This is a genomic window from Cobetia sp. BMC6 (assembly GCF_029991385.1).
Taxonomy (GTDB): Bacteria; Pseudomonadota; Gammaproteobacteria; order Pseudomonadales; family Halomonadaceae; genus Cobetia.
On the sequence record NZ_JAKUMF010000009.1, the window covers coordinates 1 to 23,428 of the forward strand.

17 protein-coding genes are annotated in these 23,428 nt (G+C 62.6%); 11 read left to right on the forward strand and 6 right to left on the reverse strand.

Annotated features, from left to right (window positions below):
- Window positions 1–209 precede the first annotated feature (209 nt).
- Window positions 210–1,313, reverse strand: coding sequence for a protease SohB (sohB, locus tag MKZ40_RS14015; protein WP_175090214.1), 1,104 nt, complete (start codon window positions 1,311–1,313; stop codon window positions 210–212).
- Window positions 1,314–1,872: 559 nt separating this feature from the next.
- Between sohB and MKZ40_RS14020 the strand changes: the two genes are divergently transcribed.
- Complete coding sequence (locus MKZ40_RS14020; protein WP_043332726.1) at window positions 1,873–2,190, forward strand: SCP2 sterol-binding domain-containing protein; 318 nt, start codon at window positions 1,873–1,875, stop codon at window positions 2,188–2,190.
- Between the two features lie 124 nt (window positions 2,191–2,314).
- Here MKZ40_RS14020 and nudC read toward each other — a convergent pair whose 3' ends face one another.
- From nudC to MKZ40_RS14040, 4 genes are all read right to left on the reverse strand, one after another.
- A complete protein-coding gene (gene nudC / locus MKZ40_RS14025; protein WP_175090215.1) occupies window positions 2,315–3,088 on the reverse strand; it encodes an NAD(+) diphosphatase in 774 nt (257 codons plus the stop codon).
- Complete coding sequence (dnaQ, locus tag MKZ40_RS14030; protein ID WP_175090216.1) at window positions 3,088–3,894, reverse strand: DNA polymerase III subunit epsilon; 807 nt, start codon at window positions 3,892–3,894, stop codon at window positions 3,088–3,090. Before dnaQ ends, nudC begins: the two co-directional genes overlap by 1 nt.
- A gap of 151 nt (window positions 3,895–4,045) precedes the next feature.
- Window positions 4,046–4,480 carry a ribonuclease HI gene (gene rnhA, locus MKZ40_RS14035; protein ID WP_054556047.1) on the reverse strand — a complete coding sequence of 145 codons (435 nt, stop codon included), beginning with the start codon at window positions 4,478–4,480 and terminating at the stop codon, window positions 4,046–4,048.
- Window positions 4,481–4,821: 341 nt separating this feature from the next.
- On the reverse strand, window positions 4,822–5,688 hold the full coding sequence (locus MKZ40_RS14040) for a class I SAM-dependent methyltransferase (RefSeq protein ID WP_175090218.1): 867 nt from the start codon (window positions 5,686–5,688) through the stop codon (window positions 4,822–4,824).
- 748 nt (window positions 5,689–6,436) lie between these two features.
- Between MKZ40_RS14040 and gloB the strand changes: the two genes are divergently transcribed.
- From gloB to MKZ40_RS14090, 10 genes are all read left to right on the forward strand, one after another.
- Entirely contained in the window at window positions 6,437–7,225 is a 789-nt protein-coding gene (gloB, locus tag MKZ40_RS14045; RefSeq protein WP_107334887.1) for a hydroxyacylglutathione hydrolase, read from the forward strand.
- Window positions 7,226–7,433: 208 nt separating this feature from the next.
- A complete protein-coding gene (locus MKZ40_RS14050) occupies window positions 7,434–8,840 on the forward strand; it encodes a LysM peptidoglycan-binding domain-containing protein (RefSeq protein ID WP_254627152.1) in 1,407 nt (468 codons plus the stop codon).
- A gap of 401 nt (window positions 8,841–9,241) precedes the next feature.
- Window positions 9,242–11,257: an extracellular solute-binding protein gene (locus tag MKZ40_RS14055; protein ID WP_254627153.1), complete on the forward strand. Its 2,016-nt coding sequence runs from the start codon at window positions 9,242–9,244 to the stop codon at window positions 11,255–11,257.
- A gap of 185 nt (window positions 11,258–11,442) precedes the next feature.
- Window positions 11,443–12,531: a microcin C ABC transporter permease YejB gene (gene yejB / locus MKZ40_RS14060; protein WP_084589313.1), complete on the forward strand. Its 1,089-nt coding sequence runs from the start codon at window positions 11,443–11,445 to the stop codon at window positions 12,529–12,531.
- Window positions 12,532–12,619: 88 nt separating this feature from the next.
- Window positions 12,620–13,702, forward strand: coding sequence for an ABC transporter permease (locus MKZ40_RS14065; protein WP_282627945.1), 1,083 nt, complete (start codon window positions 12,620–12,622; stop codon window positions 13,700–13,702).
- On the forward strand, window positions 13,699–15,336 hold the full coding sequence (locus MKZ40_RS14070; RefSeq protein ID WP_175090220.1) for a dipeptide ABC transporter ATP-binding protein: 1,638 nt from the start codon (window positions 13,699–13,701) through the stop codon (window positions 15,334–15,336). Before MKZ40_RS14065 ends, MKZ40_RS14070 begins: the two co-directional genes overlap by 4 nt.
- A 269-nt stretch (window positions 15,337–15,605) precedes the next feature.
- Window positions 15,606–16,916: an imelysin family protein gene (locus tag MKZ40_RS14075; RefSeq protein WP_175090221.1), complete on the forward strand. Its 1,311-nt coding sequence runs from the start codon at window positions 15,606–15,608 to the stop codon at window positions 16,914–16,916.
- 202 nt (window positions 16,917–17,118) lie between these two features.
- Window positions 17,119–18,621 carry a di-heme oxidoredictase family protein gene (locus MKZ40_RS14080; RefSeq protein WP_254627154.1) on the forward strand — a complete coding sequence of 501 codons (1,503 nt, stop codon included), beginning with the start codon at window positions 17,119–17,121 and terminating at the stop codon, window positions 18,619–18,621.
- Window positions 18,622–18,637: 16 nt separating this feature from the next.
- On the forward strand, window positions 18,638–19,816 hold the full coding sequence (locus tag MKZ40_RS14085) for an imelysin family protein (RefSeq protein WP_175090222.1): 1,179 nt from the start codon (window positions 18,638–18,640) through the stop codon (window positions 19,814–19,816).
- A gap of 56 nt (window positions 19,817–19,872) precedes the next feature.
- Window positions 19,873–21,039 (forward strand): DUF1513 domain-containing protein, encoded by a 1,167-nt coding sequence (locus MKZ40_RS14090; protein WP_175090223.1) that lies wholly within the window; start codon window positions 19,873–19,875, stop codon window positions 21,037–21,039.
- A 149-nt stretch (window positions 21,040–21,188) separates the two neighbouring features.
- Here the strand turns inward: MKZ40_RS14090 and MKZ40_RS14095 are convergent, their stop codons facing one another.
- On the reverse strand, window positions 21,189–23,114 hold the full coding sequence (locus MKZ40_RS14095; protein ID WP_254627165.1) for a TonB-dependent siderophore receptor: 1,926 nt from the start codon (window positions 23,112–23,114) through the stop codon (window positions 21,189–21,191).
- Window positions 23,115–23,428 lie beyond the last annotated feature (314 nt).

Below are 23,428 nucleotides of genomic sequence, written 5' to 3' on the forward strand. Positions count from 1 at the left end.
TCCCCCGGTCGGCTTCCACGTAAAGCTCGAGACGATGCGGAGATGACGTGGTATCCAGATGCTGGTCCTTGAGTTTCCAAGGCGCTTGCAAGCCCAAGCCAAGGGTCAGGACCTGAGTACCATCCATATCAATTCTCCAGTCTGTTCGGGGGCCCATATCCTGGACCATTCCAGGGCACTAATTCCACACTTGGCGTCGAAGAGCCCTTTTATTGCTGATGCCAGCGCGACTCCGCATTGCGCTCCAGCACGCGGTCCAGCACGCGATCCAGACTCGATGTCACGCCCTTGCCGAAACGGTCCATCACGCGGCGCGGCTTCTCGAGACTCACCTCGAATATCTTGACCTCTTCCTTTAGATAGCGCGCCAGCAACGCCTGACTGGTACCGACCTCGTCGATCAGACCGATATCGATGGCTTCACTGCCATACCAGATATCGCCCTGGGACACTGCCTCGACGTCCAATTGCGGACGACGGCTGCCGACATGCTGCTTGAACAGCTCATGGGTGCGCGCCAAGTCCGACAGGAACTTCTCACGCCCTTCTTCACTGTTCTCGCCGAGCATGGTCAAGGTGCGCTTGTAACGCCCCGCCGTCAGGATCTCGACATCCACATCATGCTTCTTGAGCAGACGGTGCACATTGGGCACCTGAGCCACGACACCGATCGAGCCGATGACCGCAAAGGGCGCTGCCACCACGTGATCCGCCGCACAGGCCATCATGTAACCGCCACTGGCCGCGACCTTGTCGACCGTGATCGTCAGTCGCGCGCCACTGGCACGCAGACGGTCCAGCTGTGCCGCGGCCAGACCATAGGCATGCACCAGGCCACCACCGGACTCAAGTCGCAGTACGACCTCATCCTGCTCACCCAGCACGCCTTCCAGTGCCGTGATCTGTTCTGCCAGGCTTTCCACACCACTGGCCTTGATATCGCCGACGAAGTCGAGCACGAAGACCCGGCGCCCACGCGTGCTGGCCGGCGTATCGTCCTTGTCCACATTGCCGCCCTTGTTGGCTTTCGCCTTGGCCTTGAGCGATTTCTTGAGCGCCTTGGCCTCCTGCTTGTGCTTCTTGGCCCGCGCCTTCTCCTTGGCGGCGTACTCGGCCTCTTCCAGGCCGGCGTGGCTCAATTCGCGTTGATAGCCCTTGATGCGCTCATGCCAGGGGCGAATCTTCAGCTTGGCCTGGCGCTCTCCCGCTTCCCCCTGTCGTGCACGTGCAATGATGAGCACGATGGCCGCGATCGCGACCACTACGGTGATCGCCTGGGCCAGAAAGAGGCCGTACTGTGAAATCCATTGCATGCACTTGCTCCTGAAACATTGAAGAAGGTGTCTGATCTCTCGCCTGCACGTGAGCGGCGAACGCTCGCTCTCGAGTGCATGGCTGTCAGGCAGAAGGTCAAGGCATCTGCCACACGACCAGGACCCCATAACGAAATCACCGGCTAAAGGGCCGGTGCGGGATGGTACTCGATATGGGGGCGAGCTTGCCCGCCTGCAAGGCTGGCAGGCGCTTGGGCAGATTACACGCTGCTCGTATTGTCATGTGACTGGCGAGCCGCCTGTGCGGGTTCTCTAGGTGACCTGGACGCGATCTGTACGTTATCCCTATATGTTACTTCTACACGTTACTTCTGCAGGTTCGGAGCTGAGCGCTGAAGCGCGGAACACGCCAGATCGATTAAACGACTTGATTGGAACGCTCGTTTGAAATAATCTGATGTCAGTCTTGAAGGTCAGCAGCGTGATCACTTCATGGTGAGCAAGGTGATGAACGACACCCCACCCCTCATCATGCACGTCATCTTTCCCCGCGATCATTGACCTTTCTCCACCGCTAGCCCTGACAAGGAATATCACCATGGCCGACGCCAACGCCGTCATCGACATGCTCAAGAGCCGTTTCAACCCCGAAGCCGCCAAGGGCATGGATGAAGTCTTTCAATTCAACATCACCGACAGCGATGACTACTACATGGTCGTCAAGGACGGCACTCTGGACGTCGGCGAGGGTGAGCACGATGATCCGTCAGTGACCCTGAGCACCGACAGCGATACCCTCAAGGGCGTGATGAAAGGCGAAGTCGACGGCATGCAGGCCTTCATGACTGGCCGCCTGAAAGCCACCGGCAACATCATGCTGGCCACCAAGCTGACGTCTCTGTTCCCGAACAAGTAAGCGTCTACTTGAGCAGGTGCATCGTTGCGAACAAGCCCGATGAAAAGGGTCGCTTGATGCACCAGCCAAATAAAACGCCCCGGCCAATGGTCGGGGCGTTTTATTTGGGGAGAGGCTCACAATTTCAGCGGCCCGTCGCGACCGAGCGCAGGAAGTTGTCGATCAAGGCATGCGAGATCGAGAACTTCGGGGGCAGCCCCGGCAAGTCTTCCGGCGTGAACCACTGGGCATCCTCTATCTCGACACCATCGATGGTGATGTCGCCACCGGCATATTCCGCGTAGTAGCCCAACATGAACGAGTGCGGGAACGGCCACGACTGACTCTGGAAATAACTGACTCGCCCGACCTCGACACCGACTTCCTCGTGCACCTCTCGCCGCACGGCCTCCTCGGCACTTTCACCGGCTTCGATGAAGCCCGCCAAGGTCGAATACATGCCCGGCCCGAAGCGCGGACTGCGTGCCAGCAACATCTCGCGCCCCCGAGTGATCAGCGTGATGATACAGGGCGAGATACGCGGGTAGCTGCGATGCTGACAACCGGTGCAGTGCATGGCGAACTCATGTTCCAGACGCTTCATGCGCTTGCCACAACGGCCACAGAATCGATGGTCGCGCAGCCATTTGAGTACCTGTAGCGCGCTGGAAAGCAGCGGAAACTGATCACGTGGCAGCGTATGCAGCCACTGACGCGCGGTGGGCCAATCCGCACTGCCATTCTCACCGAACACCGCAATCGGCGCGCCCTGCCATTCCCCGAGGGCCACGGCGCCGCTGGGCCAATCCGCGATAGGCTGGATGATGCCGCCATCCGGCGCAGGCGCCACGCCATCACGCCCCACGCGAATCAGATAACCATGGCGCTGAGTCACACGCGAGAGATCACGAATCAACATCAGGCGTCGTCTCCGCGGGCACCTCGGTTGTCCAAGCTGGCGCCTTCAAGACTGGCACTATCAAGACTGCCCAAGGCATCGAGCGAGAAGCGATCGAACAGGCACTCATCCGCCTTGCCGCGAATCTCTTCACACCAGGCCGAGTGACGCTCAAGTTCCAGCGCGGAAAGCCCGGGCGTGACCAGACGTGGGCGATCGGCACGCAGGCGACGAACCCCGACGATACCGCCCTCCTCGCCATCGCCTTCCTCTATCACGTCCAGGCCCAGCGCCGTCTGGCCACCGGTCATCGCCAGATAGACGTCGCCGAGAATCTCGGCATCCAGCAAGGCGCCGTGCAGCACACGATGCCCGTTGTCGATATCGTAGCGCTTGCACAGCGCATCCAGATTGTTGCGCTGTCCGGGGTGCTTCTCTCGGGCCAGCTTCAGGGTATCGAGTATGGCGCAGTGATCGGCGACCGGGCCCAACGGGTTGGCGCGCCCGGGGTTGATCAGCCCGAATTCGTGATCGATGAAGCCCACATCGAATGGCGCATTGTGGATGACCAGCTGGGCACCCTTGATGAAGTCCCAGAAGGCATCGGCAATCTCGGCGAAGACCGGCTCGTTGGCGACTCGCTCATCGGTGATGCCGTGAACCCCGATCGCCTCTGCATCGATCAAGCGCTCAGGATTGACGTACTGATGGTAGGTGCGTCCGGTCAGGCGGCGGTTGATCATCTCCACCGCGCCGATCTCGATCAGGCGATGGCCTTCCTTCGGATCGATACCTGTCGTTTCGGTATCGAGAATAATCTGACGCATCTCAGACCTCTTGGTAAACAGTGACAGCTCCCTGACCGGCATCTGCCTCAAGCTTCGGGCCGCGCATCAGGGTGCCTCAATATCGGATACTGCATGTCCGTGCTCAAACACGGCTGGCCACCACGCTAGGTGTACCTGCCAGCCGAGGCACTCAGCGGCGGCGCTGCATCTCGTCGATGGCCTCGTTGGCCAGCGCATCGGCGCGCTCGTTGCCCTCATCGCCGCTATGACCCTTGACCCAGCGCCACTCGATATCATGACGCTCACTCTGGGCCAGCAGTGCTTTCCACAGATCTTCATTCTTGACCGGCTGCTTGGCTGCCGTCTTCCAACCGCGCTTGACCCAGCCGTGCACCCACTTGGTGATGCCGTTCTTGACGTATTCGGAGTCGGTCCACAGCACCACCTGACAGCGCTTGGTGAGCGCAGTGAGCGCCTCGACCGCCGCCATCATCTCCATCCGATTGTTGGTCGTCTGGGCCTCGCTGCCATTGAGTTCCTTGCGATGCTTGCCACTGACCAGAATCGCGCCCCAGCCACCCGGGCCCGGGTTGCCACGACAGGCACCATCGGTGTGGATGACCACGCGAGTCGGCGCCGCCTTGGATTCGGACGTCGCAGCAGCGGAGGGATTCTGGGGTTCGGGCGTGGATGAACTCTGGCTCACAAACGGCACTCTCGACAAAGGAAACGAAGACGGGCAAGTGCGACGGCGCTGGCTGTCACGACAGGGGCAAGCCTGGCTCGCAGAGGCGGGGCTTGGAAACCGCCCCCTGACAATCACTCTCCGGGAGCCCCCCCGCGGCAACAGCAGGCCTTGCCACAATGAGCGCCATTCTACCCACTCGCATGCAGCATGGCCAAAGTCCCTGTGTTTTTTTACAGCTTCCGCCAGACTGAAGCCTTGAAGAAAAGGGAGCCCTCGAGCTAGCCACGCTCGGACAGATCTCTGCGCGACTCACGCTTCACATGCCCCTCCCGGGAATGCACCCGCGTGGCCTGGCCGATGGAGACACCGGGGATGGCGACTCGCGGTCGCTTGGCATTCAAGGGTTGCACGTACCCGACATTGCGCCGCGCCCGTATCAACATCAGGCTGCCCAGCGGCAGGTTGTAGCGGCGCCCCATGCGTTCAAGCCAACCGTGTCGCAGGCGTAACCCCGGCAGATGGAAGCCGGCATAGTCGATGCGCTCGATCTCGAAATCCACGAAGGCCAGCCAATCGCGCAGGGCCGCCGGCGTCCGCCAGCTTCCCTCCCAGGGAGTGATGTGGCGACGCCGCGGGTCCAGACGCAGCAGCCCCTCGCCTGATAACGGCTGCCAGGCGACGATGACCAGACAGCCACTGGAGCGCAGCACGCGGGCCGCCTCACGCAGCAGTCGGTGCGGCTCCGGCGCGACCTCCAGCAGATGGTGGAGCATCACCAGATCCATGCTCTCGTCCGGCAAAGCCAGCTGCGTCAGCGGGCAGATCAAGGTGGAAGGCGACTCGGCAAGCGCCGCCTCGGGACTCCATTGGATGGCATGGCGGATGGCGGAGAGCGACAGGAGGTCATTGCCGCCCGGGCCCAGGTTCAGGCTGTGAAAACCGAAGCAGCGCTCGAACAGCGGCAACAGCATCTCGCGCTCCGCCGTCAGGATGTCCTGCCCATCCGGGCCCTCTAAAAAGGCACGCATGGCGCGCACATGGGCACTCAATTGGCGCGCATGCTGGCGCTGGCGCTCCTCGGCGGTCAGGGACGCGCTGGCCTTGTCCGCACCGGAGTCATTCACACCAAAGGGGCCTTTCCACATCTTGCATCTCCCGGGCTTCAGGCGGGGAGACACTCCCCACGGCATAGACAGGCTTTGACACTTGTCTACATTCTCACACCATAAGAGGTTTGACACTTACCTGCTGGCTCGTCAGGCTTGTTATCCTGAAAATTCAGATTCCCGCCACGAATCAATCCACTGGGCATCATCGTGCTGGCTATTGGCCTTGCGATTGATGGCGCTCATGGACTTTGGCACCGGCGGCCAGTCGTGACTTTTCCAGCGGGACTCTTCTTGCTGGGCTCTGCGTCAGCCACCCGGCGCCTGATCGCAAACGGCGAGCCTGACCGGGAACGAAATGCCGACAAGCGAGTCTTGAACAGGACTGCGGGCACCGAGCGTCTCGACACGCCCGGCCCGACACTCAGGATAGAGTGAAGCAAGGTGTTGCCCAACATCCTGCGAATGACCCATAAATATGCGTTGTCGATCATAGAGCATACGGATTGCCCCTCCCGCCCGGATACGCGGCCAGGGGAGCGGCCAGGAGCACGATCGTCCTGAGCCGTCTCTGAGCATGACTTTATGCTGCTTTCGACAACTAACTCTCAGTAAGGAGTCGATGGAACCGCCTGCCCATCAGTATTGCAGGCGACGATGACATGCCATGTTCATCTGCTTCAGCCTGGCCGATTCCTCGGCGAGGACGTATGAAGCCCCTTTTCGCGTCACTGGCCTGTCATTGCTTCGATCGACGACTGCAAGACATCAAGAGCACCTGACCACCATGATGAGCGTAACGCCCATAGCGGCCTTTCAGGACAACTACATCTGGTTGATACAGAGCGACGACAACCCCCGCGTGGCGGTCGTCGACCCCGGTGATGCACGCCCGGTGATGGAGGCCCTGGAGTCCAGAGGCCTGACCCTCGACACCATCCTCATCACCCATCACCACCAGGATCACACCGGCGGCCTGCCGGAGCTGATCGAACGCTATCAGCCTCGCGTGGTTGGCCCGCACAATCCGGCCATCCACGGTATCGACGAGCGTGTCGGCGATGGCGACAGCTTCCGCCTGCAGGGCCGCCTATTCGAGGTGATGGAAGTGCCGGGCCATACGCTGGATCACATCGCCTTTGTCAGCTCCGGCATGCCGGGACTGCTGTTCTGCGGCGACACCCTGTTCAGTGGCGGTTGCGGTCGCCTGTTTGAGGGCACGCCAGAACAGATGCATCACTCCTTGTCGCGCCTCGCCGCCCTGCCGGAAGAGACGCTCGTCTTCCCTGCACACGAGTACACGCTGGCCAACCTGGCCTTCGCCAGTGCCGCCGAGCCGAACAACCCGGCGCGAGACACCCTCAACGCAGAATGTGAACAGCTGCGTTCACTGGGCCGCCCCACGCTGCCCACCCTCATCGGCCGAGAAAAGCAGATCAATCCGTTCCTGCGCAGTGATGAGGTGGCGCTGCAACGCCACCTCGAGCAGGAAGGACGCCTCTCGGCACCCTCGGGTCAGGAAGATTCCCCACTGGCGGCCTTCACGGCACTGCGTCAGTGGAAGGACAACTTCTAGCCCTGCTGCCCGCGTGCCATTGCCCCCGTTCTGACGCCACCCAGGTGAGCGGTTGGAGCGCGGCGTGAATGGCATTTCGCGTGACAGCGGGTCGAGAACATTCCTGATCTCGATCAGCCCCCGCAGTCACTGATTCGTGCCGGCATGACCGGCCAGCCGAGCCGCTGCTGTCCCATCCAGCCGCGGCTCGCCAGAGAGTATTTCGTCAATGCATCAGCAAGACCTCCGTACCGACGGCCAGATGGCCGCCGACACGCCGTGTCGTGTCACTCCGACCCAGGCCCCCTTCCGTCCGGCTCGACTGCGTCACCTGATTCGCCTCGCCTCTCTGGGTGCCACCCTGTGCCTGATGCCGCTGACCGCCAGCGCCAATTCAGCGATGGTGTCCGGGGTCTCGCCCACCAGTGAATATCAGCGCGCCCCGCTGAACTTCATGGAGGCCGTCGACGCCATTCCCGCGCACTACGACGACGTCTGGGAGCGACTGCGCGCCGGCTATCAGCTGCAGCAGGACACCGGTCGCCCACGCGTGCGCAAATGGATCAGCTGGTATCAGGAGCACCCCCACCACGTGGAGCGTATCGCGGAACAGGCCCGCCCCTGGATTCGCTACGTGACACTGCGCACCGAAGCACGCGGCCTGCCGGCAGAGCTGGCACTGCTGCCCTTCATCGAGAGCGCCTACGATCCGGATGCCGCGCATCCGGGCGGTGCGACCGGCATGTGGCAGTTCATGCCGCGCACCGGTGACGCCATGGGGCTGACACGCAACCGCTGGTATGACGGTCGCAAGGACGTGTTGCTGTCCACGGATGCCGCGCTGGATTACCTGGAGACCCAGGGCGAGCGCTGGTATGACGGCGACTGGGAGCTGGCGCTGGCCGCCTACAATGCCGGTGCCGGCACCGTGAATCGTGCACGCCGCCGCGCCGGTGGCGATGAGGATTACTGGAACATCAAGCTGCCCAACGAGACCATGGAATACGTGCCGAAGCTTCTGGCACTGGCCGCGGTGATTCGCGACCCTGAGGAATATGGGCTCTCGTTGCCGAAGATTGACGACAGGCCGGAAATCGCGGCCGTCGAGACGGGCGGACAACTGGACCTGTCCACCGCCGCCAAGCTGGCCGGCATCAGCGAAGACGAGCTGCGCGCCCTGAACCCGGCCTACAAGCGCTGGGCCACCACGCCGGGTGACAGCTCGCTGGTGATTCCCGCCACCGCCCGCGATACCTTCCTCAGCCAGCTGGCCACGCTGCCTGAAAAAGCGCGCCAGAGCTGGGCCAGCTATCGCGTCAAGCGCGGCGACACCCTGTCCGTCATCGCGCGCCGCAGTGGCCTGACGCTGTCCGAGCTGAAGCAGAAGAACCGCCTCTCGGGCAACACCATCCGCATCGGCCAGGCACTGATGGTGCCGGACCGCGGCGCCTCGGTGGCCACCCAGCTGGCCTCGGCCAACGGCGAGAAGAAGGTGCTCGTGAAGAGTGGCGATTCCCTGTCCTTGATCGCCGCCCGTCACAATGTCAGCACTCGCCAGCTCGCGCGCTGGAACAAGCTGTCATCTGCGGACTACCTGCGCCCCGGCCAGATGCTGACCCTTTACAGCGCCAACTGAGTCAGTCGATTCACGCGTCGTTGCACGACGCTTGATAGGCGATTCCTCAACGCCCCTGCCATCTGCGATGGTGGGGGCGTTTGCGATTCAAACGCCGCAGCATGGCCGCTGACAGGGAACTTCGTTACTCTTGGCGGGGTCGATGCAAGGAGACCGGCCGCAGCCCGGCGCGTGGCGTGCACCTGCTGCACCGCTTCCGCAGTTCTCCTGCGGTTCTTCTTCAGCTCACGGCAGCTCACGATAGTGTGTCGACAGCGGTGTCGTCACACTTGTCGACAACCGCTGAGGAGACCCAAGCAAGCAGAGTTGATGGCGAGTCAGGCGCAAACCAGCCGCTGCCCAGATGCCGGTCATTTCATCACGGCCGCGAGGCCCGGGTCATTCAGTCAAGGAAGTCTTCGATGCAGCGTGTTTCTTCACTCACCCAACGTCGCTGGGCCGCGCTACGTGCGCTATGCCTGGGGGCGCTGATGGTGAGCGGCTCGTTCACTGCCACGGCCAACGCGGCTGAGCCCAATGCAGCTGGGTCCAATGCGAATAGCGAGCAATCTGCCGATTCACGCCCCAGCGCCGACATGGCGTCGGGCACGCAGGCAACCAGCGCTCAGGCAACCAGCGCGCAGGCAACCAGTATCCCCACCTCGAACGTGCAGACGCCGCTGGACGTCCCGACCGTGCATGGCCTGGCCATCTACGGCGAGCCCGCCCACAAGCCCGGCTTCACGCACTTTCCTTACGTCAATCCAGAGGCGCCGGTCGGCGGTCGCATGACGCGCGCCGCCATCGGCAGCTTCGACTCCACCAATCCCTTCATCCTCAAGGGCAATTCGGTGGCGGGACTCAACTACTTCGGGGGACTGATCTACGACACCCTGATGATCCCCTCCGCCGATGAACCCTTCACCGAATACGGATTGCTGGCCAGCGGCGTCCGCCTGGCCGAGGACCGCAGCGCCATCGAATTCGATATCGATCATCGGGCGCGCTTTCACGATGGCGTGGCGGTGACTGCCGAAGATGTCGTCTTCACCTATCGCCTGCTCAAGGATGAAGGCCTGCCGTTCTTCAAGAGCTATTACCACGATGTCACCGGCGTCAGCGTGATCGATGCCGACACCGTGCGCTTCGAGATGGCGCCAGACGCGGCGCGCGAATTGCCGCTGATCATCGGCCAGCTGCCGGTGTTGCCGGAGCACTACTGGAAGAGCCGCGACTTCACACGCGCCACCCTGGAACTCCCGCTGGGTTCCGGCCCCTATCGCATGGCGTCTCTGGATGCCGGCCGCCAGGTTCGCTATGAGCGTGTCGACGACTACTGGGGCAAGGACCTGCCGGTCAACAAGGGCCGCCACAACATCCAAACGCTGGTCTACGACTACTACCGGGACCAGACCGTGTCGCTGGAAGCCTTCAAGGCCGGCAGCATCGATCTGCATGTCGAAAGCAGCGCCAAGAACTGGGCGACCGCCTACGACACTCCCGCGCTGCACGAGGGCCGCCTGAAGAAGCTGGAAGTCCCGGACAGCAACCCGGCGGGCATGCAGGGCTTCGTGCTCAACGAGCGCCGCGAGCGCTTCCAGGACCCGAGAGTCCGTGAGGCACTGGCGCTGGTCTTCGACTTCGACTGGATCAACCGCAACCTCTTCTACGGCGCCTATCAGCAGACCCACAGCTATTTCGAGAACTCGGACATGGCCGCGGATGGCATGCCCACCGGCAAGGAACTCGCGCTGCTTGAGCCCTTCAAGGATGAGCTGCCCAGCGCGGTCTTCGACAAGCCTCTGCCGATCGATGAGCCACAGGAATTGCGCCCTCGCCTGCGCAAGGCGTTGGGACTGCTGCGCGAAGCGGGTTATGAAGTGGTCAAGGGCCAGCTGGTCAGCCGCAGCAGCGGCAAGCCGCTGACGCTCGAGGTGCTCAACTACGACACCCAGTTCGAGCGCATCATCCAGCCGTGGATTCGCAATCTGGCGCGCATCGGCATCAAGGCGCGGATTCGCACCGTCGACGTCAATCAGTACATCAACCGCCGTCGCAGCTTCGACTTCGACGTGGTGGTCGGCAGTTATCCGCAGTCCAACAGCCCCGGCAGCGAGCAGCGTGAATACTGGACCAGCGACTATGCCGACGTGGCCGGCTCACGCAACCTGATCGGGCTGAAGAGTCCGGTGGTGGACGCGCTCACCGATGCCCTGATTCAGGCACAGACCCGCGAAGACCTGCTCAGCGCGACACGGGCTCTCGACCGTGTACTGCGCTGGGGCTTTCATGTCGTGCCCCAGTGGCACCTGGCGGCGACGCGCATCGCGCTCTGGAACAAGTTCGGCTATCCGCAGCCCTTCCCGGAATACCAGCTGAGCCTGGACAGCTGGTGGATCGAGCCCGACAAGGATGCCTCGCTGGAGCCGGGTGAATAAGCCAGGTGAATAAGCCGGGTGAATACGTCTGGTCAACAAGCCTGAAGAATACGCTCGGCGCATATGCCAGGCATAGACGCCTGGCGGGATTGACGCCTTGCTGATGCGTCCACGACACCAATAACCGATGCCCCTTGCACCGCGCATCAGATGCCGGCGATGAGGGGCACGCAGGGAGATTGCCATTGGGTGCCTATATTCTGCGCCGGATTCTGTTGATGATTCCGACGCTGCTCGGAATCCTGTTGCTGAATTTTCTGATCGTTCAGGCCGCCCCCGGTGGCCCGATCGAACAACTGATGTCACGTCTGGACGGCATGAGTGCCGGTGCCAGCACCCGCCTCAACAGTGGCGGCGGTGATGGTGTCACCAGCGGTGGCGGTGGCTCCTCGACCTATCGCGGCGCGTCAGGGGTCGACCCGGCCTTGATCGAGGAGCTGGAGCAGCAGTTCGGCTTCGACAAGCCGGTCTGGGAGCGCTTCACCGACATGGTCGTCGATTACGCGCAGTTCGATTTCGGCGACAGCTTCTTCCGTGATCGGCCGGTGATCGACCTGATGCTGGAGCGCCTGCCGGTCTCCATCTCGCTGGGGCTATGGACCACGCTGCTGGTCTATCTGGTCTCGATCCCGCTGGGTATCCGCAAGGCACTGGTGCATGGCTCGCGCTTCGACATCTGGACCTCCGGCGTCGTCATCGTCGGCTACGCCATTCCGGGCTTCCTGTTCGCGATCCTGTTGATCGTGGTATTCGCCGGCGGCAGCTATCTGGACTGGTTCCCGCTCAGGGGGCTGACCTCGCCGGACTTCGAGCAGCTGTCCACCGCCGGCAAGATTCTGGATTACTTCCATCACATCGCCCTGCCCGTGCTGGCCTCCGCCATCGGCAGCTTCGCAACCCTGACGATGCTGACCAAGAACAGTTTCCTGGACGAGATCCACAAGCAATACGTCCTGACGGCGCGCGCCAAGGGCGCCAGCGAGAACCGCATCCTCTACGGGCATGTCTTCCGCAACGCCATGCTGATCATCATCGCCGGGCTGCCCGCGGCGCTGGTCGGCATCTTCTTCACCGGCTCGCTGCTGATCGAGGTGATCTTCTCCCTCGACGGGCTGGGGTTGCTCGGCTTCGAGGCCGTCCTGCAGCGCGACTACCCGCTGATCTTCGGCACCCTGTATCTCTATACCCTGATCGGTCTGATCCTGAAGCTGGTCTCTGATCTGATGTATGTGTGGATCGACCCGCGCATCGACTTCGCGACACGGGAGGCCTGACATGCGTCACGAGACAACGCTTCACGAAACGTCGGTTCATGAAACGTCGGTTCATGAAACAAAGCGTCACGAGACACCCGCTCATGACGTGAGCGACGAAAGCCAGCAACCGAAGCAACGCCCGCGCACCTCACGCCTGTCGCCCATCACCCGACGGCGCATGGCGGCCTTTCGTGACAACCGTCGCGCCTGGTGGTCGCTGCTGATCTTCGGCGTGCTGTTCGTGCTCTCGCTGGGGGCCGAGCTGATCGCCAATGACCGCCCCCTGCTGGTCGAGTATCAGGGCGAGACCTATCTGCCGATGCTGCACGAGTATCCGGAGACCACCTTCGGCGGCTTCCTGCCCACCGCCACCGACTATCGCGACCCCTATGTGATCGAGGCCATCGAGGCGCAGGGATTCATGCTCAACACCTTGATTCCCTACTCCTACGACACCTTGGATCTGAATCTGGGCTCTCCGGCGCCGTCGGCCCCCAATGGCCGTCATTGGCTGGGCACCGATGACCAGGGCCGTGACGTGCTGGCGCGCGTCATCTATGGCTTCCGGCTGTCGGTGATCTTCGCGCTGGTACTGACGGCGGGCTCGCTGGTGCTGGGGGTGGTGATCGGTGGCATGCAGGGCTACTTCGGCGGCAAGGTCGACCTGATCGGCCAGCGTCTGATCGAAGTGTGGTCCGGCCTGCCGGTGCTGTTCCTGTTGATCATTCTCGCCAGCATCGTCGAGCCGAACCTGTGGTGGCTGACCGGCATCATGTTGCTGTTCTCGTGGCTGGGCATCGTCGATATCGTGCGCGCCGAATTCCTGCGCGCTCGCAATCTGGAATACGTGCGTGCCGCCCGGGCCATGGGTCTGCCCTCGCGGCTGATCATGTGGCGTCATGTGCTGCCCAACGCGATGGTCGCCACCCTGTCCTTCATCCCCTTCCTGTTCACCGGCGCCATCACCACCCTGACCGCGCTGGATTTTCTTGGCTTCGGCCTGCCAGCAGGCTCACCCTCGCTGGGCGAGCTGGTCGCCCAGGGCAAGAACAACCTGCAGGCACCGTGGCTGGGCATGACCGCCTTCCTTAGCCTCGGCATCATGCTGACGCTGTTGGTCTTCATCGGCGAAGGGCTGCGCGATGCCTTCGACCCACGTCATATCAGTGACCGGGAGCAGAACGCATGAGCCATCCCTCTTCACCTGCGGACAACACCGGCACCGCTGCCAGCGTGCTGAGACTCGACGATCTCTGCATCCGCTTCGGCCAGACACCCGTCGTCAGGCATCTTTCCCTTGAGGTCCGACGGGGGGAATGTCTGGCCATCGTCGGCGAGTCCGGGTCGGGCAAGTCCGTCAGCCTGTTGGCGAGTCTTGGCCTGCTGCCGGGGCATGCCCATGTCACCGGGCAGCGCGAATTCACGCGGCCTGACGGCAAGACGCTGAATCTCGCTGCCCTGACGCCACGCCAGTGGCAACGCGTGCGCGGCGGGCAGATCGGCTTCGTGTTCCAGGAGCCGATGACCTCGCTCAACCCGCTGACACGTGTCGGCGAGCAGATCAGTGAAAGCCTGCGCCTCCAGCAGGGGCTGCGCGGCAATGCTGCCCGCCAGCGCGTGCTGGAACTGCTCTGCCAGGTGCAGCTGCCGCGTCCCGAGGAATTGATCGATGCCTGGCCGCACCAGCTCTCCGGCGGGCAACGCCAGCGCGTGATGATCGCCATGGCGATGGCCAATCAGCCACCGCTGTTGATCGCCGATGAGCCGACCACGGCGCTGGATGTCACCGTGCAGCAGGAGATACTCCAGCTGCTGGACCGCCTGCGCCGCGACCAGGGCATGGCGATGGTCCTGATCAGCCATGACCTCAATCTGGTGCGCCGTCACGCCGACCGCGTGATCGTGATGCGCGACGGGGAATGCATCGAGCAAGGGCGCGTCGACGAGGTATTCGATGCGCCACAGGCCGATTACACCCGCGAGCTGCTGGCCGCCGAACCCGAAGGCCTCGCCAGCGACTTGAGTGCCGAGGACGCCGCGACACCGGTTCTCGCCGCGCGCAAGCTGGAGGTGCGCTTCGCGCGCAGCAAGAAGCTGTTCCAGAAGCGCCCCGCGGACTTCGTCGCCGTTCATCCGCTGGATCTGACGCTGGCCCGCGGCGAGACGCTCGGCGTGGTCGGGGAATCGGGGTCCGGCAAGACGACACTCGCCCTGGCGCTCTTGAAGCTGCAGGCCGCCAAGGGCGAGATCCACCTCGAGAACGAACGCATCGATACGCTGGATCGCAATGCGCTGCGCCTGCGTCGCCGCCAGATGCAGATCGTCTTCCAGGATCCATACGGCTCGCTGTCGCCACGCATGCCGGTGGCGGACATCATCAGTGAAGGTCTGCGCTTTCATCATCCAACGCTCAGCGAAGACGAGGTTCGCCTGCGTGTGGCGCAGGTGCTGGAGGAAGTCGAACTGCCCTCGGCGTGTGCCGATCGCTATCCCCACGAGTTCTCCGGCGGCCAACGTCAGCGGATTGCCCTGGCGCGCGCCCTGATCCTCGAGCCCAGACTGCTGGTGCTGGATGAGCCCACCTCGGCACTGGACCGCAGCGTGCAGAAACAGCTGATTGCCCTGCTGCGTGAACTCCAGACACGCCGTGGCCTGAGCTATCTGTTCATCAGTCATGACCTGGCGGTGGTACGCGCGCTGTCCCATCGGGTGATGGTATTGCGTGAAGGACGCCTGGTGGAAACGGGCACGACGGCAGAAGTGCTCGGCAATCCCCGCGAGGACTATACGCGTGCCCTGATACAGGCCGCGGGTCTGGCCTGACACGCTCTGCTCTGACATAGCATGCCAATCGCCCTGCTCGGGCAGCCACAGATGATGAGCAGGGCGTTGGCGCATTGCAGTCAGTGCACCCCTGCGTTGCAGGACGCACGTTTTGTCGATTGCAAATAATAAAGGTTCTCAATATGATCCAGTGAGATGCGGGCCGACCATCGAGAGATCGTGTAATGACTTCCCGCCCCCTCTCGAGCGGCCCCACGCACTGCCGTTCTGCGCGCACTGCATAACAACAGACCGATCAAGGGATCCACATGACTGCCTCTTTCCGTTTTGCCTCACGCAAGCCGCTGGCAGCTGCCATCGCATTGTCAGCCTCCATGTTCACCGGTGCCGCTCTGGCAGAGCATCATGGCGACGCGCATGACAAGGCGTTGACGGCCGACGCTGTCGTCGCCCAGTACGCCAACGTCGCGCATGCCACCTACAGCGATGCCCTGGCCAGTGCCAATGCCCTGCGCGCCGCCAATGCCGCGCTGATCGAGTCGCCGTCCGACGAGACGCTGTCCGCGGCACGTGCCGCCTGGAAGCAGGCGCGCGTGGCGTATCAGCAGAGTGAAGTGTTCCGCTTCGGCAATGCCATCGTCGATGACTGGGAAGGTCAGCTCAACGCCTGGCCGCTGGATGAAGGGCTGATCGATTACGTCGAAGGCGACGGCTATCAGGCAGAGCTGGGCAACCCGGGTGCCAGCGCCAACATCATCGCCAGCGACAGCGTGCAGATCGGTGCCGACAAGATCGACACCACTGAGATCACACCGGAGCTGCTGGCGTCCCTCAACGAGCTGGGCGGTTTCGAGGCCAACGTGGCCAGCGGCTACCATGCCATCGAATTCCTGCTCTGGGGTCAGGACATGCACGGCTTTGAGGCCGGTGCCGGCGAGCGCCCGGCGACCGACTTCGCCAAGGGCGATGCCTGTACCGCCGACAACTGTGACCGTCGTGGCGCCTACCTGCTGGCCGCCAACGACCTGCTGATCAGCGACCTGGAATACATGGTCGGCCAGTGGGCGCAGGGCGAGAAGGACAACTACCGCGCGGAACTGACCTCACTGCCGGCCGGTGAAGGCCTCGAGAAGATGTTGTTCGGCATGGGCTCCCTGTCACTGGGTGAGCTGGCCGGTGAGCGCATGAAGGTCGCGCTGGAAGCCAACTCCTATGAAGACGAGCATGACTGCTTCTCCGACAACACCCACTACTCGCACTTCTACAATGCCAAGGGCATCCAGAACGTCTACGAAGGCAAGTACGTGACCCTGGACGGCCGCACCTTCGAAGGCCCGTCACTGCATGCACTCGTCGCCCAGAATGACCCGGAACTGGCCGAGAAGATGCATGAGGCGCTCGACACCACCATGGGCCAGCTGCAGGTGATGGTCGACACGGCAGAAGCCGACGGCGGCATGAAGTTTGACCAGATGATCGCCCCGGGCAATGCCGAAGGCGCCGAGATCATCAATGCCAGTATTCAGGATCTGGTCGCCCAGACCCGTCTGATCGAAGAAATTGCCGGCACCGTCGGTATCGATGGCCTGGAAGCCGACACGGCAGATCACGAATTCTGATCAACTGCTCCACATTGCCAAGCGTGAGTTGGCTGAAGACCCCAAGCTGCCTCGCGTCGCGCTGATATCCTCGCCCGAACCTCTCTCACGACAGGTTCGGGCGTTGATGGTTCTTGCGCCAGCTTTTCATGCGCGTCTGCCGATAGAGTCCTGAGAGGCGACTCTTCGAGCAGCCTGACCGCGCAAGCCGGGAAAACCCTGTATGCCAATATTGCACCACGACATGATGCTGCGTCCCTCCCTGACCCGCTCCCTGCCACTTGCCATCGCCCTGGCGTGCCTGCCTGCTCAGTCGGCATCGGCAGATCAACCCAAGCCCACGGCAGATTCCGCGATGACAGTGATGAGCTATCTGTCTTCCCTGCCATTGCAGGACACCGACAGAAGCGGTGGCGACGGCAGCGTGCCCAAGCACGATACCAATGCCTATTCGCTGCCGGCCAAGAACCTGAGCTTCGATCAGCGTCTGTCCTTCAGTGTCGGCAACAGCTTCTTCAAGAGCCCCTGGGTGATCGCGCCCGCCAGCACCACCGCGCGCGATGGCCTCGGCCCGCTGTTCAACACCAACGCCTGCCAGAACTGCCACGTCAAGGATGGCCGCGGCAGCCTGCCGGTCGAGGGCGATCCCTCGGTGGGCCTTTTCCTGCGCCTGGGTCTGCCGGACAGCCACGAGGACAGCTGGAGCGATGAGGAGCGTGAATTCCGGCGTATCGCCGGGGTGATGCCGCATCCTGTCTATGGCACCCAGCTGCAGAATGCCGCCGTGCCCGGCATCGAGCGCGAAGGCCGCATGCAGGTGGATTACGAGCAAGTGACGGTGACCCTGGCGGACGGGGAAGTGATCGCGTTGCGCAAGCCGCGCTACTCCATCGTCGAACCCGGCTTCGGTGACCCGGGCGCCATCGCGCTCTCCCCACGTCTCGCCCCCGGCATGGTGGGGCTGGGGCTGCTCGAGGCGGTCAGCGACGAGACCTTGCTCGAGTGGGCCGACCCGCAGGATGCGGATGGCGACGGCATCAGCGGGCGCGCCAATACTGTCTGGTCACTCGCCGAGCAACGCGAGGTCATGGGGCGTTTCGGCTGGAAGGCCGGCCAGCCCGATGTGCGTCAGCAGAGCGCCAAGGCCTTCGCCGGTGACATGGGGCTGACTTCCAATCTGGTCAGCTCCACCGACTGCACCCCGCTCCAGAAGTGCGAGGCATTGCCCGATGGGGGAGAGATCGAGGTCGACGACAACGTGATGGACAACGTGGCCTTCTACTCGCGAAATCTGGCCGTGCCCACCCGGCGTGACATCGATGACCCGACGGTGCGCCAGGGCGAGCAACTGTTCCGCGAGCTGGAATGCGCCAGCTGCCACCGCCCTCGCCTGACCACCCAGTCCGGCGGCGTGGCGGAACAACTGGCCGAGCAGACGATCTGGCCCTACAGCGACATGCTGCTGCATGACATGGGCGAAGGACTGGCAGATGATCGCCGCGAATTCGACGCCAGCGGCCAGGAGTGGCGCACGCCGCCCCTGTGGGGCATCGGCCTGGCCCAGACGGTCAACCCTGCCACGGGCTTCTTGCATGATGGCCGTGCACGCACCCTGCTCGAGGCCGTGCTCTGGCATGGCGGCGAAGCCCAGCCAAGCCGCGATGCCGTCGTGGCCCTGCCGACTGACCAGCGTGAAGCCCTGTTGCGCTTCCTCGAGACTCTCTGACAAGGAATACCCGTTCATGCCCCGCGACACCTTCACCCCTGCCGCAACCCCGATGAAACCAGGCCTGCGCAATACCTCGCCCCTGGCCCTGATGGCCTGTGGCATGACACTGCTGGGCGCCGCGCTGTTCTCGACAAGCACACTGGCGGCGACGGACTCCTCTGCCGCCAACACAGACGCTGCCACCACTGACACCAACAGCGCAGCGGCCGTCAGCCAGTTTGCCGCTGACACGCTGAGTGAGGCGCACCAGCAACTTGCCAGCCGCCTGCAACAGCTCGCGCAGCATACTCAGGCGTTCTGCTCCGCCGAGGGTGACGTGACCCTCGACACCCTCAAGCAGGACTGGCGCAGCGCCATGCTGGGGCTGAATCAGGTCAACTGGGTGGAAATGGGCCCGATCCTGCAGAACTCGCGTCAATGGCAGCTGTATTTCTGGCCGGACAAGAAGGATCTGGTCGCGCGCAAGACCCGCGCCCTGCTCGCCGGTGATGCCCCTATCACGGTCGAGAGTCTGGCGGAGCAATCCATCGTCATGCAGGGACTGGGCAGCGTGGAGTATCAGCTGTTCGATGCCCGCTATGCCGACTCGCCCCTCACGGCCGACTCGCGCCGCTGCGAGTTGATGACGGCCAACACCGCCTACGCCGCCAATACCGGCAAGACGCTGCGTGATGAGTGGCAGCAGTTCGCGCCGCAACTGGCCGAAGGCACTGGCGCCTTCAGCGATTCACGCGACGCCGTGCTGTCTCTGGTTCGCGCGCTGACCGTGCAGCTGGAAGCCATCAAGGACCGCAGACTGCGCCGGCCGATCGGCCTCGACAACGGCGGCACGGCCAACCCCTATGCGGCTGAGTCCTGGCGTGGCGGCATGGGGCTTGCCAACATCGCGGCGACCCTGGCGATGATGGAACGCCTCTGGCTTGGCAATGACGATGTCGCAGGCATTCAAGGCTATCTGAATGGCCAGGTCGACCCGCGCATGGTGGCCTCCACCACAAGCGATTTCGTCGATGCGCGCCAGGCCTTCGCCGCCCTGCCGGATGACCTCGCCGGCATACTGCGCGATGACCCGCGCAATGGTGAGCTGCAGCAGGCCATGATCCATGTCGAGACCCTGCAGGCCGGCTTTGCCGACACGCTCAACCCGGCGCTTGGCCTGTCACTGGGCTTCAACAGCACCGATGGCGACTGAGGAATTGAGAGCGGCGAATGACAACTGACAAGGGGCCAGGCGAGATGCCTCACGGCATGACAGACACACACGCAGCCGACGCCCGCCAGCGACGTCGGCTGCTCAAGGCGTTGGCCTGCACGCCACTGATGGGACTGCCCGGCGGCATGGCCGTGGCGGGCGGCAACAACGCCGCCAGTGCCCAGGGGCGCGAGCCACTCGGGGTAGCCATCTCGGCATGTGATGATGACACGGGGCAGCACTTTGCCAGCTGCACCAGTTATCGGGGAGTGGAGCGCTGGCGCCAGCCGATACGCCAGCGCGCCCACGGCGCCACCCGACACCCTCACAAGCCGTGGGCGCTGATCTTCTCACGGCGTCCGGGGACGGAAATCAATGTCTTCGACCTCGACAGTGGCGAGCGGATCGCACGCATCGAAGCCGCACCAGACCGCCACTTCTATGGGCATGGCGTATTCAGCCCGGATGGCGGTCTGCTCTACACCACCGAGAATGCCATCGCGCCCGGAGAAGGCCGCATCGGCATCTACGACGTGAATCGCGACTTCACACGGATCGGCGAGTTCGCCAGTGGCGGGATCGGCCCGCATGAAATTCGCCTGCATCCGGATGGCCAACAGCTGATCATCGCCAATGGCGGGATTCTGACGCGGCCTGAAACCGGTCGGGTCAAGCTCAACCTGGACAGCATGCAGTCGAATCTGACCTTGCTCGACCGTGTCTCGGGCGAGATTCGCTGGCAAGGCGAGCCCTCCCATCACCAGCTGTCACTGCGCCACCTGGACGTCAGCCGTGAGGGCGTCATCGTCGCGGGCTATCAGTACCAGGGCCCCGCGGCGGACCACCGACCGCTGGTGGTGATGAAGCATCCCGGCAGTGACCGCTTGCAGGAACTGCCGTTGCCGCGGGACTACGTCCCACAGTTCAAGCAGTACATCGCCAGTATCGCCGTCTCCCCCGATGGGCGACTGGCCGTGGCGACTGCCCCACGCGGCAATCTGATCACGCTCTGGGATCTCGCGACGGGAGAGCTGGACACGACTCTGGACTTCGCCGACTGCGCTGGCGTGCTGGCGGTGCCGGCCACGCAGCAGACGCCTGCAGGCTTCGTGGTCAGCAATGGTCGTGGCGAGTGGCTGCTGATCGATGAGGAGGGGCTGCCGGCGCTTGGCCCGGTGCGGTTGGCGAATACCCACTGGGACAATCACCTGGCGCTGATGTAGCAAGCGGTAACCATGCCCCAAACGCGCATGTCTCAAGATGACAATGCCTCAGGAACGACAAGGCCTCGCAGGTAGCTGCCTGCGAGGCCTTGTCGTTGATAGATTGCCATGCTCTCACGAGCATCAGCACTCAAAAGCAGCCAGCTGCCTCAGAAGTGATAGGTCAGACTCCCGATGATGCTGCGAGACTCTCCGTAATAGCACCAATAACTGCAACTGGCGACATACTCCTTGTCGGTGAGATTGCTGACATTGACCTGCGCACTCAACTCGCGAGTGAAGTCATAGCCAACCATCGCATCGAACAGCAGATAGTCGGACACGGTGGCATCGCCATCCACTGATTCGCCGACATAACGGGCACCCGCCCCCAGACGCAGCCCCTCCAGGGCACCACGCTCGAAGGCGTAATCCAGCCAGCTGGAGGCCTGATGGCGCGGTATCAGCGGGGCACGCACATCGTTTTCCAAGCGTGCATCGGTATAAGTATACGCTGAAGTCAGTTTGAGATGGTCCGTCAGATAACCGACCATCTCCAGCTCGAAGCCACGCGACTGGCGTTCCCCTTCCTGAACCTGAAAACCTCCGGTGGTGACAAGAGTATTGTCCTCAGTGAGTTCAAAGACGGCAGCCGTAAGATACCCATCCCAGCCCGCAGGCTGGTACTTGGCGCCCAGCTCCCACTGACGACCTTCGCGAGGCTCATAGAGCGAACCGCGATCATCGGTCGCGCTGATCGGCTCGAAGGATTCGGTATAGCTCAGATAAGGGTTGAGGCCGAAGTCACTCAGGTACATCACCCCGCCCGACCAGCTGATCTCGTCATCATCGGAGCGCTCACGAGACCCCGTCGTCTGATTGACGTTCTCGGTCTCGGCCTGGTCGTAGCGCACTCCCGCCAGCAGTACCCACTTGTCGTCGATGCGCAGCTGATCCTGCACGTAGAGACCGATCTGCTCCTTGTCGATATCGCGCCGCGTGATCTGTTCATCGCTCAATGCGGTGTAATTGCCGTATTGCGGATCAAACAGATCGATCGGGTCGCCGAAGGCATAGTCATCCGCTTCCTTGCCCGACAGGCTCAGATTCTGATAATCCACACCCAGCAGCAAGGTGTTCTCGGTGCGCTCGCCATACCATTTGCCGATGGCCCGGTTGTCGACGGTATAGCTGTCGATGGTGCCCTCGCGGTACAGAAGCCCCCGCTGACCTTCGCGCGCCGAGGACTGATAGAGGATGTAGCTGCTGATCAGGTCGAGATCCAGCTGGCTATAACGGAAATCCTGCTCCAGCGCCCAGGTGTCGTTCACTTGATGGCGAAACTCATAGCCCAGGGATGTCTGGGTACGCTCATCCTTGTCATACCCCGGTTCACTGTAATTGGTCTGCGGGTCCACCTTGCCGAACGGCGTATCATCATTGGTGCCATAGGCCAGCTTGAAAGCGTTGGTAGGTACACCATCATCCTTCTGGAGGCTGGCGAGTAGCGTCAGCTGGGTCGCATCCGAAATGTCCCAGGTCAGGCTCGGTGCGAAGTAGTAGCGCTCGTTCTCAGTATGATCCAGATCCCCATCACGTTCGCGATACAGCCCTACCAGACGATAGCGCACATCCCCGTACTCGCTCAGATAACCACTAGTATCGAGCCCCGTCTGGCGAAGATCGCGATTGCCGATCTGCAGCTGCAGTTCCGTCTGGGGCTCATCGGTCGGACGCTTGCTGATGGCATTGATCAGACCGCCAGGAGGCGCCTCCCCATAGAGGATGGAGGAAGGCCCCTTGAACAGATCGACCCGCTCCAGGCCCCAGGTCTCCGGCAACCACTGATAGAAGCCTTCACGGTAGATGCGCAGGCCATCCTGATAGGTGGATTGATCAAAGCCACGCACCTTGAACCAGTCGGTATTGTTATCGGATCCATAATGGCCAGACAGGACGCCGGCACGGTAGCGGAAGGTTTCATCGAGCTGCTGGACGTTTCGCGTGTCGAGCTCTTCGCGATTGACCGTCGAGACCGGACGCGGCGTCTCCACCAGCGGCGCATCGACTTTCAGTGCCGTTCCGACCACGACCATGGTGCCATCGGTCTCGGCGGCCAGCACGATGGCGGACTGTGACAGGAGCCATGCCGCGATGCAGAGCCGTATGGTGTGTGACAGTGGGGCTTGTGACAGAGCGGCATATGAATAAGGTGCAGGTGCCGGCCGGGCAGCTGCCTGTCGAGATGATAGGTATCTTGGCATGTCGTGTTCCCTTGTAGCGATCGTTGTATGGTCAATTTCCCCTTCCGTCTCGTGGCGTCTCTCACTGGCACGCTCATATCCAATGCGGAATGGAATTAGGATGATTCGTATTCAACAAATGTAACTTGCGGTGACACACCGTTCTG